Annotated in this window: 12 protein-coding genes; 10 read left to right on the top strand and 2 right to left on the bottom strand. The window is 46.8% G+C overall.

Going from position 1 to position 13,712, the window contains the following annotated elements; genetic code table 11:
• Positions 1–53: 53 nt before the first annotated feature.
• From D1614_RS11430 to D1614_RS11420, 3 genes are all read left to right on the top strand, one after another.
• Complete coding sequence (locus D1614_RS11430) at positions 54–977, top strand: YeiH family protein (RefSeq protein ID WP_119438063.1); 924 nt, start codon at positions 54–56, stop codon at positions 975–977.
• Between the two features lie 28 nt (positions 978–1,005).
• Positions 1,006–1,716, top strand: a complete 711-nt coding sequence (locus D1614_RS11425; RefSeq protein ID WP_162304474.1) for a sulfite exporter TauE/SafE family protein — start codon at positions 1,006–1,008, stop codon at positions 1,714–1,716.
• Positions 1,717–1,810: 94 nt separating this feature from the next.
• Positions 1,811–2,380, top strand: coding sequence for a DUF5362 family protein (locus D1614_RS11420; RefSeq protein WP_119438061.1), 570 nt, complete (start codon positions 1,811–1,813; stop codon positions 2,378–2,380).
• A 22-nt stretch (positions 2,381–2,402) separates the two neighbouring features.
• Here D1614_RS11420 and D1614_RS11415 read toward each other — a convergent pair whose 3' ends face one another.
• Entirely contained in the window at positions 2,403–3,731 is a 1,329-nt protein-coding gene (locus tag D1614_RS11415) for a saccharopine dehydrogenase C-terminal domain-containing protein (protein WP_119438060.1), read from the bottom strand.
• Positions 3,732–4,184: 453 nt separating this feature from the next.
• Here D1614_RS11415 and D1614_RS11410 point away from each other — a divergent pair, with 453 nt between their 5' ends.
• The 7 genes from D1614_RS11410 (at position 4,185) to D1614_RS11380 (ending at position 12,911) form a co-directional block, all read left to right on the top strand.
• Positions 4,185–5,771 carry a hypothetical protein gene (locus D1614_RS11410; RefSeq protein WP_206609987.1) on the top strand — a complete coding sequence of 529 codons (1,587 nt, stop codon included), beginning with the start codon at positions 4,185–4,187 and terminating at the stop codon, positions 5,769–5,771.
• Entirely contained in the window at positions 5,761–6,477 is a 717-nt protein-coding gene (locus tag D1614_RS11405; RefSeq protein ID WP_119438059.1) for a 3-oxoacid CoA-transferase subunit A, read from the top strand. The genes D1614_RS11410 and D1614_RS11405 overlap by 11 nt, the downstream gene beginning before the upstream one ends.
• Entirely contained in the window at positions 6,468–7,154 is a 687-nt protein-coding gene (locus D1614_RS11400) for a 3-oxoacid CoA-transferase subunit B (protein ID WP_119438058.1), read from the top strand. Before D1614_RS11405 ends, D1614_RS11400 begins: the two co-directional genes overlap by 10 nt.
• A complete protein-coding gene (locus D1614_RS11395; protein ID WP_119438057.1) occupies positions 7,138–8,472 on the top strand; it encodes an aspartate aminotransferase family protein in 1,335 nt (444 codons plus the stop codon). Before D1614_RS11400 ends, D1614_RS11395 begins: the two co-directional genes overlap by 17 nt.
• A 67-nt stretch (positions 8,473–8,539) precedes the next feature.
• Entirely contained in the window at positions 8,540–9,742 is a 1,203-nt protein-coding gene (pcaF, locus tag D1614_RS11390) for a 3-oxoadipyl-CoA thiolase (protein WP_119438056.1), read from the top strand.
• A 32-nt stretch (positions 9,743–9,774) separates the two neighbouring features.
• Positions 9,775–11,322, top strand: coding sequence for an L-piperidine-6-carboxylate dehydrogenase (gene amaB, locus D1614_RS11385; protein ID WP_119438055.1), 1,548 nt, complete (start codon positions 9,775–9,777; stop codon positions 11,320–11,322).
• Positions 11,323–11,561: 239 nt separating this feature from the next.
• A complete protein-coding gene (locus tag D1614_RS11380) occupies positions 11,562–12,911 on the top strand; it encodes a saccharopine dehydrogenase C-terminal domain-containing protein (protein WP_119438054.1) in 1,350 nt (449 codons plus the stop codon).
• Here the strand turns inward: D1614_RS11380 and D1614_RS11375 are convergent.
• Positions 12,908–13,708, bottom strand: coding sequence for an endonuclease/exonuclease/phosphatase family protein (locus D1614_RS11375; protein ID WP_206609986.1), 801 nt, complete (start codon positions 13,706–13,708; stop codon positions 12,908–12,910). The two genes, D1614_RS11380 and D1614_RS11375, sit on opposite strands and share 4 nt — an antisense overlap.
• Positions 13,709–13,712: the final 4 nt, after the last annotated feature.

Here is a 13,712-nt window from a genome sequence, read left to right as displayed (position 1 = left end):
ATTTGATTTGATTATGATGTCGAGGTACTTTTGCGCTGTCAAAAGTTCTTGATATGAATAAGAAAATCAAAAAAACAAGCTGGTTATATACCGTAATTATTTTTGTTTGCTTTTTGCCTTTTGTTTCGCCAGTGATTGCACTGGGAACGGGCATTTTGCTTTCCGCTTTAGGGATAAAATCGGACAATGCGGGCAAGTACACAGCTAAAGTGTTGCAGGCTTCAATTGTGCTGATGGGCTTTGGAATGAGTCTGCATGAAGTGCTTGCTGCTTCCAAGAGTGGTTTTCTCCATACTGCGGTTTCCGTTTCCCTGGTTATGATATGCGGAATTCTGCTGGGGAGGCTGTTCAAGGTAGAGAAAAACATTTCGTTGCTGATTGCTTCCGGTACTGCCATTTGCGGCGGAAGTGCGATTGCCGCTCTTGCTCCGATTCTGAATAGCAAAGATTACCAAAATTCGTTTGCCCTTATTGTTGTGTTTGTTTTAAACGGCCTGGCTTTGTTGTTATTCCCCTTGGTTGGATGGAAGCTGGGGTTAAGCCAGGAAACCTTTGGGAACTGGGCGGCCATTGCGATTCACGATACCAGTTCGGTAGTGGGGGCGGGTGCTGTTTATGGCGAGAAGGCACTGCAGGTTGCCACCACTGTAAAACTGATCCGGGCCCTTTGGATTATTCCGCTTTCTATTTTGCTTGCCCTGCTTGGTAAAAACACTTCGCGGAAATCGATCCGTTTCCCTTGGTTTATTTTGTTTTTTGTGCTGGCCATTGGTTTTGCCAACTTATTTCCGGCTTTTGCTACCACCTATTCGCATTTTAGCTGGCTCGGAAAGCGTGGAATGATGGTAGCGCTTTTCCTGATTGGTTCCAATATATCGTACCGCGAGATGAAACAGTCGGGTGTGAAAAGCTTTGCATTGGGAATTTCTTTATGGGTGCTAACCTCGGTTGCATCGCTGGTAATGCTGAGTTTGTAAAATGGATTTCACCTTTAACTTATTGGGTATGAATATTTGGGTTGTACTGGTTATTGTGCTTTCGAGTTTGCTGAAAGGCCTAACAGGCTTTGGTTTTGCGCTGGTTTCATTGCCGGTTCTTATGGCGTGGTATCCTCCCCGAGAAATTATTCCGGTGTTGATGATTTGTAACCTGATTGCCTCGCTGTTCATTGTTTTGCAGAAGAAACAACACCCACTGGTAACGCGTCCCTATCAGTCGCTGATTGTGAGTGGCGGACTGTTTACCGTTTTGGGCGTCATGGCTCTCAAAACAGTTTCGGAACAAACACTGGTACATATTACCGGGCTCGCATTTATTGTACTTACCCTTTTTTCGTGGAGAAAACTGCCCAAGGTAAAATTGCCTCCCATTGCTTTTTCTTTGGCAGGCGCTCTTATTGGTTTTATTACCGGTGCCATATCGGTGAGTGGCCCGCCGCTTGCCTTGTTTCTGAATCTATCAAGAGTAGATAACCGTGGTTTTCGCGAAATATTTGCGTGGTTTAGCATTGTTACAGCAGTTGTTGCCATTGCGGGCTACATTCAAACGGGCTTGTTGACTATGCAATCGTTAAAGATGGCTCTCGTTTTTGTCCCTATTCTACTGCTTGGCACCATTGTGGGGAAACGTCTGAACACTTTATTCTCGGTAAATGCTTTCCGGAAAATAAACATGGCCATTACATTGCTTGCCAGTTTTTTGCTGCTGGTTTCCTGATACGCCGGAAAAGAGTTGATATAATTTACCCGCTTTCTGCAGATACTTTACAATAAATGTTACATTTAAACCTGAATTGAAAAAACACGCATCGATGAACACAGAAAATCAAGAATCAATGGCTCCGCAAAGCGAAGACCAGAATCACGAAAATCTGGAACAACAAATTCTTGCAACCGAAAGTGAACAGGCAAAACCAGAGGTGAAAAACCTGGAAATTACAGGTGATATAAACGCGCACCTGACAGAAGCCGGGAAATGGGGCAGTTTCTTAGCGATCCTGGGCTTTGTATTTGTGGGTCTGATGGTGATGGTCGGATTTGTGGTGAGTATCGTTTTTGCATTTTTACCGTCGGCGGCTTTAGGAGGCAGTCCGGATTTTCCGTTTCCTACTTTTCTGTTTGGATTGATTTACGTGGTGATGGGAGCTCTTTATTTTTTGCCGCTTCTTTACCTGTTCCGGTTTTCATCGCGGGTTAAACAGGCGCTAAAGTACCAAAGCCAGGAAAAACTGTCTTCGGCATTTCAGAACCTGAAAGCGCACTATCGTTTTATCGGTATCTTAATGATTGTTGTTCTGGCGCTTTATGTGCTTATGTTTATTGTTATGATATTTGCGGGCTTATTTGCCGGTATGGCCGGTTTTTTAGGAATGCCGGCCTGATCATTATTGTTTACCAGGTAATTTACAACATTTCATTTTCGGGTAAGCCCCATTCTTCTTTCATGGCAATTCCAAGCTTTTGGAGTTCTTCAAGAACCGGCTCATAAATGCTTTTTGAAGTAGGAATGTGTACACCCGTTTCACTGAATTTTCCATCTAGGATCATTTTGGCAGCAATGCCTGCCGGAAGTCCTACCGTCCGGGCAATGGATGTGTCCTCCGGTGTGGCAAAGTCAAGAAGGCGCGATTTGATCACCTGCCTGCTTCCATCGGCGTTTTCAACAAGGAATGCATGTAACATAATTACCATATCCCGGGCTCCTTGCGGCAGCATCATCTTTTTCAGCATTCGATCCGTGGTCAAATCAAATGTCGATCCTTCATTTATTTTTACCAGGTCATCGCTAAATAGTCCCAGCCATTCCATCGCAACAATTGCCGGACTGTTGATGGAAAGATTCAGACGCTCTGCTACTTTCTCTTTCATATTTGCCGGATAAACATCAAGTTCGCGTGCCATTGCCTTTTTGTATGTCTTTCCCTCAAAACTTTTCCGGTCGTAACTCAACATTCCCAGTTTTTTCAAGGCATCCATAATCTCGCACCAGTTTTTGTAGCGGAAAGTACCGCGGTACATGGTCTCGATATTTTTTAGCCCGTAAATGTCAATGTACGACAAGGAATCCCGGTTGGGGTACACTTCCATTTCACCCACCTCGGGGAAATCAATTTTCAGTGGCTGTTTAAACAGATCGTTCGATGAAACTTCCACAACAGTGCCGTTTCTTAGGTATTTAGCGCTGTTGTTGCCGGCCATGATCACTCCCCGTGGCGACCAGGTGAATTTATAATGAAAGGGATTATCCGCCTCTTCAGGGGCAGCCAGGGCTCCGCACAATGAATAGAACCCTTTTACTTTTCCTCCCTCGGCACGCACTTTATCTATAATGCGCATGGCAGTCATGTGGTCAAAGCCCGGATCAACCCCCATTTCATTTAAAAGAATAATACCGGCTTCTTTGGCGGCTTTATCCAGTGCTTTCATTTTTTCGGAAACATACGACGTGGTAAGCATGTTTTTCTGATGCTTCACACAGAGTTTTGCCACCGCCACATGGTAGGTGTAGGGAAGCAGGCTAACCACCAGGTCGTGGTCAGCAATCAGCAAACTTAGCGCTTGCATATCGTCAACTGTCCACGAAACAGCTTTCGCGTTTCCGTGCCCGTTAATCAGTTTTAGGGCTTTTTCTACGGTTCGGGTGGCTATGGTAAGTTGAATCTGATGGTTCAAAAGATAATCGACCAGCGGTTTGGCAACCATTCCGGCTCCCAATAACAGAACTTTCTTCATTTTAATCTTGTAATCACGTAGTTAATACCAGCGGTGTTGCCGGTATTTCTCACGTGCAGTTGTTTATGTAATATGCATTAAAGGTGGTGAAAATTTTTGGATTTGTATTTGGGTAGATGTTGTGAAATATGTTTGTTGTCAGAATTTGTCTCAATCACATTTGTTAACTTTAGGGCTATGGTACAATCGTATTATTGTCCGGTGTTTTTCTATCCCGGGATGCCAGAGTGTCTCGACGACGATTCGGTTTCACATTAGCTGCAGCCGCAGCTACTACATTTATTCTGCTTTAATCAACTTCCGGTTTTTGAATACCGGTGTCATTTCCTGATAGTTTCTGATTGATTCATAAACGGGATCGCCGGAATTCGGTAACCGGGGTTTACATAACCTGCGGGTGGTAGTCGCCTGCCATTATTCAGCATATAAATCTTAATCGGAACTTAAATCTGTATGAACTCAAAAGAAATTAAAACAAAGGTCGATCTTTCTGATATTCAGCAAATGGTGAAACGATATCACCTGGGGTCGGAAGCGGTTCGCACCATCAACAATGAAAATCTCTTGCCTCCCGGATTGATTCAGAGGTTACACAATAATTACCCGAAATATTCCGGGTTCTTTTACGAAGACGACGCCATTTTTAAGGACAAGGAGCATTATTCCGGGCTGAAAGGATTTCGCGAAATCGTTCAAACATTGAAGGAACACGGCATTGAACTGACGCATATTAAAGACCGGGAGTTTTTTATTGAAGTGTATCGTTTTCTGGCAACGCGGTATGTACTAAATACCATCGACTGGAAAAACTATGAGAGTGATTCCAATTACCAGTTGGTATTTCCGCAGCCGGGCATGATTCATCCCGATGAGGTGAAGAAATACGCTGATGCGCCCAATGAGGAGGCCAGAAAGCGGGTGGTGGAGGACTACATGCACAAGACGAATCCGCACGATGGGAAGCAAAAGCTGAATAAACCCTGGTACATTAACGACGAGGGGCATTTGGAAATTCTGGAGGGCAGTCAGCACAAATATCCGCCGGTAAAACTGATTCTGGACAAGACCACGCAAACCTGTTTTTCGTTTTGCACTTATTGCTTCCGGCATGCGCAGGTACGCGGCGACGAAGATATGTTTGTTCAGCGCGAGGTAGTACAGGTGCACGAATACCTGAAACGCCACAAAGAAGTGAGCGACATCCTGATTACCGGCGGCGACGGCGGTTATATCCCTTACGAAAGATTGCTGGAGTATGTACAGCCTTTGATTGACGATCCGGAACTACGGCACATTCGCACGGTGCGGATCGGTTCGCGGGCCATCAACTTTCATCCTGAATGGCTGTTGACCGATGCCTTTAAGCGGATTTTGGAATTGCTGCAAAAACTCACAGAAAACGGAATTCAGGCAGTTTGGGTGGCTCATATTTCCACGCCTCACGATGTGATGAATCCCGCCTCTGTGGCAGCCGTCCGGCGTTTGAAAAGATACGGGGTGGCCGTAAAAAGCCAAAGCCCGATCATGAACCACATCAGCTTGTTTTATGATGAAAACGGGAAAGTTGACATCGATCGTTCTGCGCAAAACTGGATCGATCTGGGCAATGTACTTGCCATGCTCGGCATTGGTTTCCACTCGATGTACTGTGCGCGGCCAACCGGAGAACACCATTATTTTACGGCACCGCTGGCCGATATCTCGAAGATATTCAACAAAGTATATCGCAGTCTGGCTTCGATTAACCGGCCTTCGCGTTACATAACCATGACTTCTTCGGCCGGAAAAACTTCGTTGATGGGAACCGCCGAAATCAATGGTGAAAAGGTTTTTGCGCTGAAATTCAATGAAGCACGAAACATGGAGTGGATGGATACAACTTTCTTCGCCAAATACGACGAACAGGAAAATACGATCGAAAAACTGGTGCCGTATGGAAGCGATAAGTATTTCTACGAAGATGAACTGGTAAAAATTGAAGAGCAGCTTTCGAAAGCTTTGGAAAAGGAAATGAAATTGGCAGCAGATCATGATCAATAAAATCGTTGATTCGGCAGCGGAAGCTGTGGCCGGTATTTTTGACGGGGCCACGGTAATGATCAGCGGATTTGGTGAAGCCGGTAGTCCGGTTGAACTGATTCATGCGCTGGTGGATCAGGGGGCTAAAAACCTTACCGTTGTCAGCAACAATGCCGGGAGCGGACATGTGGGGCTTGCCGCTTTGATTGAAAACCGCCAGGTAAGCAAAATCATCTGTTCTTTCCCGCGAACAACCATTTCGGTGGTGTTCCCGGAAATATACCGCCGGGGTGAAATCGAGCTTGAACTGGTGCCGCAGGGTACACTGGCCGAACGCATTCGTGCCGGTGGCGCCGGAATTCCGGCTTTTTATACGCCTGCTTCGGTAAATACGCCGCTGGCAGAAGGTAAAGAAGTTCGGAGCTTCAATGGACGCGATTATGTGTTGGAACATGCCATCAAGGCTGATTTTTCGCTGGTAAAATGCCATACGACGGATAAATTCGGAAACCTGGTTTACAATAAAACTGCCCGCAATTTTGGGCCGGTGATGTGCATGGCGGCCAAAACTACGATTGTCCAAGCACGTAGAATAGTGGAGTTGGGAGAAATTGATCCCGAGTGCGTGGTCACTCCCGGCATTTTTGTGCACCGGGTTGTGGAAGTTTCGAATCCTGCTGACGAATCAAAACTGGTAGCCGAAGAAAGGAGGTATCCATGGACATAACAACGCAAAAAGTGGGGTGGAGCTCGTCTGAAATGGCTCAAAACGTAGCCCGTGATATTTACGACGGAGCTTATGTGAATCTCGGTATTGGAATGCCCGAGATGGTGGCCGGATTTATTCCTGAAGGTCGTGAAGTAATTTATCATACTGAAAACGGATTGTTGGGAATGGGGGCGGTAGCCGCACCGGGAACAGAAGATCCCGAACTGGTAAATGCAGGCAAAAAGTATGTGACTGCCATTCCGGGGGCTGCCTATTTTCATCATGCCGACAGTTTTGCGATGATCCGCGGCGGACACATCGATATTTGTGTGCTGGGTGCTTACCAGGTTTCGGCTGAAGGTGATCTTGCCAACTGGTCGACCGGTAACGCGGAGGATATTCCGGCAGTGGGTGGCGCGATGGACCTGGTGGCCGGTGTGCCCTCTGTTTTTGTGATCACAAAGCACTGCACCAAATCGGGCGAGGCAAAAATTGTAAAAGAATGCAGCTACCCTTTAACGGGGAAAAAGGTGGTGAGCCGCATTTATACCGACTTGGCCATTATCGATGTTCTGAATGAAAAACTATTTGTCAGAGAACTGGCACCGGGAGTAACATTTGAGGCCTTGCAGCAGCAAACCGGTGCTGAATTACATCTAACTCAACAAACCAAAACTCATGGCGAAAAAAAGTAGTAGTGAAAAATTGTATAAGCAGGCACAAAAGGTTTTGGCTGGTGGTGTAAGCCGGAATACGGTTTACCACGAGCCTTTTCCTGATTATGCAAATGTAGCTTCGGGGTGCTACATTACCGACATTGAAGGAACTGCCCGGATTGATTTTGCCAACAACATGGCGGCATTGATTCACGGGCATTCTTTCCCCCCGGTTATCGATGCTGTGATTGAACAGCTAAAAAAAGGAACTGCTTACACACTGGCCTCCGAGATTGAAGTGGCTTATGCGAAACACCTGATCAAACGGGTGGAAAGCTTTGAACGCATTCGTTTTGTAAATTCCGGAACCGAGGCGGTAATGGCCATGATAAAAGCCTCGCGGGCATTTACCGGGCGCTCAAAAATTGCAAAAGCCGAAGGAACCTATCACGGAACTTACGATTTTGCAGAAGTCAGTCAGACAGCCAATCCCACCAATTGGGGCGATATTAATCACCCGGCCAGTGTTTTGCTGGCTCACGGAACACCGAAAAGTGTATCGCGCGATGTGATTATTTTTCCCTACAACGATGTGGAGCGCACGCTTTCCATTCTCGACCGGCATGCAGATGAGATCGCCTGTGTAATTATCGATCCGGTTCCGCACCGCGTTGGATTGATGCGGGGAACCAACGAATTTATTGAAGCCGTTTACGCCTGGACACGAAAAAATGATGCCTTGCTGGTGTTTGACGAGGTGATCACTTTCCGTGTAAATTATGGCGGAACACAGGAAGATTATAAGGTAAAACCTGATCTTACTTCGCTCGGAAAAATTATCGGAGGCGGTTTTCCGGTGGGAGCAGTGGCCGGAAGGGCTGATGTGATGAAGGTGTTTGATCCGCACGAGAAAAATCTGTTGCTGCCGCATTCCGGAACTTTTTCGGCCAATCCGATTACCATGACGGCTGGTTACAAAGCCATGCAGTATTTTGACAAAAAAGCAGTGACAAAATTAAATGCCCTTACTCAGAAAGCAATCAGTCAGATACGCGAAGCTATTCAGTTGGCCGGTGTTCCCGTATCAGTAACTGGCGCCGGATCCATGTTCCGGATGCATTTCAAGGCAACTCCGCCTACCACTTACCGCGAAGCCTATCTTTCAAAAGAAGCGGGTGCTTTGGTAAAGGAACTGCTGGATTATATGTATTACGAGGAAAAAATACTTATGATCAATACCTTTTCGTGCATGCTTTCAACGGTGATGACGCAAAAGGAAATTGACCGCTTGACAGAGGGTTTATTCCGGGCTTTCAAAGCCTTTAAACCAAGAATTGAAAAACTGAATAACAGTTGATACAGGTTTTAACAAAGAAATATAGAGCTTAAAGCTCCAGGCTCGAAGCTCATAGCTAAATAAAAATATGAAAGAAGTTTTTATATGCGATGCCATTCGAACTCCGGTAGGCAAATACGGAGGAGCCTTATCGTCGGTACGTGCTGACGATCTGGCGGCGATTCCTTTAAAGACCATTTTGGAGCGAAATCCGAACCTGGATAAATCGGCCATCGACGATGTGATTTTTGGATGTGCCAACCAGGCCGGGGAAGATAACCGCAACGTAGCGAGAATGGGACTTTTGCTGGCCGGATTTCCTGAAACGGTACCCGGTGTAACAGTAAACCGCTTGTGTGGCTCCGGAATGGAGGCAATTGCTTTGGCGGCGCGTGCCATCCGGGCAGGCGAGGCAGAACTGGTGATAGCCGGCGGCGTGGAGAGTATGTCGCGTTCACCTTTTGTGATGCCTAAACCCACCAGTGCTTTTTCGCGGGAGGCCGAGATTTTTGATTCCACCATCGGCTGGCGTTTTGTCAACCCGGAATTTCAGAAGCAATTTGGAACCGATCCGCTGATTTGTACTGCAGAGAACCTGGCGGATGAATACAAAATAAGCCGCGAAGACCAGGATCGCTTTGCACATCACAGTCAGCAAAAAGCCGACGATGCACAAAAAAGCGGTGCGCTGGCTCACGAGATTGTTCCGGTTGTTCTTCCGCAGCGAAAAGGCGACCCGCTGATCGTGGATAAAGACGAGCATCCAAGACTGACTTCGCCTGAGAAGCTGGCTTCGTTAAAGCCGGTAATGCGGTCTGACGGTACCGTAACTGCCGGAAATGCTTCGGGAATAAACGATGGTGCTGCGGCATTGATCATTGCTTCGGCGGAAGCTGTGAAGCGTTTTAACCTGGTTCCGAAAGTGCGGATTTTGGGAGCGCAGTCGGCCGGAGTGCCTCCAAGGATCATGGGAATCGGGCCGGTTCCTGCAACTGAAAAACTGTTCAAACTACTGAGTTTGTCAATGGATCAAATGGATATTATTGAGCTGAACGAGGCATTTGCAGCGCAGTCACTGGCCTGTATTCGTCAGTGGAAACTGGATGATCTTGATCCGCGAATCAACCCGCTGGGAGGTGCCATCGCATTGGGGCATCCGCTTGGAATGTCGGGTGCACGCCTGGTAACAACCGCTTTTCATCAGTTGGAACACAGTCGTTCCAAATACGCACTTTGTACCATGTGTATTGGCGTTGGGCAGGGAATTTCAATGGTTATCGAAAAACTTTAGTAGAAAATCAATCAATCAAAAAAATAGAAAAAATGACACAGGAAATAGATTTTAATGCAGTATTGAAAGAACTTGGAATTGAGTCGGTAAACCCGGGAGTTTGCACGGGAACAAAGTGGAAATCAACCACGGGTAAATTTATGGAGTCGTATTCGCCTTCTGACGGAAAACTGATTGCCGGTGTGCAGCAATGCGGCATTGAAGATTACCAGGAAGTGATTGAAACCGCCAAAACGGCTTTTAGAAGCTGGCGAATGATTCCGGCACCCAAGCGGGGTGAGATTGTTAGGCAAATTGGGTTGGAGCTTCGGAAATACAAGGAACCGCTTGGTAAACTGGTTTCGTACGAAATGGGAAAAATCTACCAGGAAGGTTTGGGCGAAGTGCAGGAAATGATCGACATCTGCGATTTTGCTGTGGGGCAGTCGCGGCAGTTGTACGGTTTTACCATGCACTCAGAAAGAGCCCGCCACCGTATGTACGACCAGTACCATCCGCTGGGAGTGGTTGGCGTGGTTTCAGCCTTTAATTTCCCGGTAGCAGTGTGGGCGTGGAATGCCATGATTGCACTGATAGCCGGTGATGTAGTGGTTTGGAAACCTTCGTCGAAAGTATATCTGTGTGCAGTAGCCGTTCATAAAATTGTAGCCAATGTGTTAAAAGAAAACGATGTGCCGGAGGGAGTGTTGAGCCTGGTGGCTGCCGAATCAAAAGTATTGGGCGATACGATGTTTTCTGACCGGAATATTCCGCTGGTTTCCTTTACCGGTTCTACACGGATCGGGCAGAAAGTCGGGCGTTTGGTGGGTGAGCGCCTGGGGCGTTCCATTCTGGAGCTGGGCGGAAACAATGCCATCATCATCACACCGGATGCGGATATGGAAATGGCACTTCGGGCCGTGGTTTTTGGCGCTGTCGGAACCTGCGGGCAACGTTGTACTTCAACGCGGCGAATTATTTTGCACGAATCGGTTTATGAAGAGTTCAAACAAAAGCTGGTGGCTATTTATCAGAAACTGCCGATCGGTCATGCGCTGGACTCAAAAACGCTGGTTGGCCCGCTGGTGGATAAATATGCAGTGGCAGATTTCTGTAATTCGCTGAAACGGGTAACGGAAGAAGGCGGTAAAATTTTAACCGGCGGAGATGTGCTGAGTGGAGAAGGATACGAGTCGGGGTGTTTTGTAAAGCCCGCCATTGCTGAAGTGGAGAATCATTTCGCCATTGTTCAGGAAGAAACGTTTGCACCGCTTTTGTACCTGATAAAATACACGGATTTAGAGGAAGCCATTCAGTTGCACAACGATGTGCCGCAGGGATTGTCTTCGGCCATTTTCTCCCGGAATATTCTGGAAACAGAGAAGTTCTTGTCGCATGAAGGCTCTGACTGCGGAATTGCCAACGTGAACATTGGTACTTCGGGCGCCGAAATTGGCGGTGCCTTTGGTGGCGAAAAAGACACCGGTGGCGGCCGTGAATCAGGCTCCGACGCCTGGAAAGCGTACATGCGCCGTCAAACAAATACGATCAATTACAGTACAGAGCTGCCATTGGCGCAAGGGATCGAGTTTAATGTATAAAGAGATCAGTTTAAAGTTCAGGGTTCAGAGTTCAAAGGATTGAACAAGAAAGTGATAGTTGGCATATGGAACCCTGTAAGTAGAAAGCGCGAATGAAAATCGGCGCACCGGAAACTGCCGATCGAAGATCAGGCAATCTTGCGCCGAAATGCGCTGAAGTTGTTCAATGAAATGAATAAAAAAAACAGTTAGTCATAGTCTCACTTAAAATGAGACTATGGCCAGGATATAATTGATTTATGAAAAATGTATTGATTTTCGGAGCCGGCAGATCCAGTATCTTTCTGCTCACTTATTTGGCTGAAAATGCATTAAAATACAGTTGGCGGGTTAAAGTTGCCGATACGCAGGAAAGCGATCTGGTGCGGTCGCTGGGACTGGCTTTTGCCTTGCTGGATGTGCACGATGAGTTTGCCCGCGATGCCGAAGTGAAAGATGCCGACCTGGTGATTTCGCTGCTTCCTGCAAGGTTTCACAAATATGTGGCACAGTCGTGTGTGAAATTTTCAAAAAACCTACTTACAGCGTCGTACGAAACAGCAGAACTGAAAGCATTTGAGGCCGAGGTGAATGAGAAAGGCTTGTTCTTTTTAAACGAGTGCGGACTTGATCCCGGGCTTGATCACATGTCGGCCATGAAAATTATCAACCAGTTAAAAAACGACGGCTGTGTGATGGAGTGCTTCGAATCGTTCACTGGTGGTTTGGTGGCACCCGAATCGGACGATAACCCGTGGAATTATAAATTCAGCTGGAACCCGCGCAACGTGGTTTTGGCAGGACAGGGAGGCCCGGCCCGTTTTATTCAGAATGGAAAAATCAAATACATTCCTTACAACCGTTTGTTTCGGCGAACAGAAATGATCGATCTCGAAAAATTCGGGATGTTTGAAGGTTATGCCAACCGCGATTCGCTGTATTACCTGCAAAAATACAACCTTCAGGGAATTCCTACTATTTATCGCGGAACCCTCCGAAGACCGGGATTCAGCAAAGCCTGGAATGTTTTTGTTCAGCTGGGTGCCACCGATGATTCCTATTATCTCGAAAATGTCGAGAACATGACTTACCGGGAATTCATCAATTCTTTTTTGCCTTATCATCCAACCGATTCGGTAGAGCTGAAGCTTTTTCATTACCTGAATATTCCGCAGGATTCGGAGATCGTTTACAAGCTGAAATGGATGGGCATTTTTGACAAAACGCCGATCGGGTTAAAAAAAGCGACACCCGCACAGGTGCTGGAACACATTCTGAAACAAAAGTGGCAGTTACAAGCCGACGACAAAGACATGATTGTGATGTGGCACAAGTTTGTCTATCGAAAAGAGTCCGACGGAGAGTTGTTCCGGAAAACGAGTTCGCTGGTGGTAACCGGCGAGAATGCCGACAAAACCGCCATGGCAAAAACGGTTGGCCTGCCGCTGGCCGTTGCTGCCAAACTGGTTCTTACCGGGCAATTGAATCTGAAAGGTATGTACATTCCAACCATCCCGGAAATCTACGATCCGATTCTGGCTGAGCTGGAGGACTTTGAAATCACTTTTCAGGAGGCTGAATCGCTGGAAACCGAACTTGTTTATTATTAGTTTTTCTTTAAACGGAGTACCGAAAGTACAGCACAGTGGTCGGATGCGATGGTGTCGCAAATGGCTTGGCTTTCAATAACCTCCCATTTTTGCGCCGGACTAAACAGAATGTAATCGATTTTTATTTCCGGTGCATCCGAAGGGAAGGTAAGGAAAGAAGTCTTTTGCGAACTGTCTGTCCAATGCTTTTTCAGGATGGAAAGGGGCTCACTTTCAGGGGTGGCGTTTAAATCACCCGCCAGAATGGCAGGAAACCGGTCGTTTGCAAATTCGGCCTTGATCTTTTTTACCTGGTCGATGCGGTCGGTGCTGTTTACCTGGTGTTCGAGGTGGGTGGCTACAAAACGAATGGTATCGCCCGACGCCAATTCAACCAAGACAGAAAGCGCTGCCCGAGGTTCGTTGCCCGGAGAATGGGGAAGTGGCACGTTTTTACTTTCCAGTATGGGCATTTTAGTCAGAACACCTTCACCGTAAGCTCCGCCGTTGTAAGGCATGGCAATCCCAAAAAGAGGGGACATTTTTGTGCGCCATCCAAGCTCGGTTACCAAGTCGTATCCTTTCGCCCGTCCGGTTTTGAAGTCCACTTCCTGCAGGGCTACAATGTCTGCATCAGCGTCTTTTATAAGAGCAGCCAGCTTATCCAAATCAAAATCTCCTTGGGTGGTAGCGCCGTGTAAAATGTTAAAAGTCAATACGCGGACGGTGTTGTTCTTTTGTCCATAATTCTGTGAATAGCCTGAAAAGCCAAGCAGTACGAAAATAGCAACAACGGTTGTAACGGTAAATGTTCTCAAAACT

Origin of the sequence: Maribellus luteus (assembly GCF_003576475.1) — a bacterium.
Taxonomy (GTDB): Bacteria; Bacteroidota; Bacteroidia; order Bacteroidales; family Prolixibacteraceae; genus Draconibacterium; species Draconibacterium luteum.
Note: the sequence above shows the minus strand (reverse complement) of the source record. Positions and strands in the feature narration are given on the sequence as shown.

What these genes read in the sequence shown, in the direction of transcription:
- D1614_RS11400 (WP_119438058.1), top strand. Translation starts at nt 6,468, where the DNA reads ATGGACATAACAACGCAAAAAGTGGGGTGGAGCTCGTCTGAAATGGCT.
- amaB (WP_119438055.1), top strand. Translation starts at nt 9,775, where the DNA reads ATGACACAGGAAATAGATTTTAATGCAGTATTGAAAGAACTTGGAATT.
- D1614_RS11425 (WP_162304474.1), top strand. Translation starts at nt 1,006, where the DNA reads ATGAATATTTGGGTTGTACTGGTTATTGTGCTTTCGAGTTTGCTGAAA.
- D1614_RS11405 (WP_119438059.1), top strand. Translation starts at nt 5,761, where the DNA reads ATGATCAATAAAATCGTTGATTCGGCAGCGGAAGCTGTGGCCGGTATT.
- D1614_RS11420 (WP_119438061.1), top strand. Translation starts at nt 1,811, where the DNA reads ATGAACACAGAAAATCAAGAATCAATGGCTCCGCAAAGCGAAGACCAG.
- D1614_RS11395 (WP_119438057.1), top strand. Translation starts at nt 7,138, where the DNA reads ATGGCGAAAAAAAGTAGTAGTGAAAAATTGTATAAGCAGGCACAAAAG.
- D1614_RS11415 (WP_119438060.1), bottom strand. Translation starts at nt 3,731, where the DNA reads ATGAAGAAAGTTCTGTTATTGGGAGCCGGAATGGTTGCCAAACCGCTG.
- D1614_RS11430 (WP_119438063.1), top strand. Translation starts at nt 54, where the DNA reads ATGAATAAGAAAATCAAAAAAACAAGCTGGTTATATACCGTAATTATT.
- D1614_RS11410 (WP_206609987.1), top strand. Translation starts at nt 4,185, where the DNA reads ATGAACTCAAAAGAAATTAAAACAAAGGTCGATCTTTCTGATATTCAG.
- D1614_RS11380 (WP_119438054.1), top strand. Translation starts at nt 11,562, where the DNA reads ATGAAAAATGTATTGATTTTCGGAGCCGGCAGATCCAGTATCTTTCTG.
- pcaF (WP_119438056.1), top strand. Translation starts at nt 8,540, where the DNA reads ATGAAAGAAGTTTTTATATGCGATGCCATTCGAACTCCGGTAGGCAAA.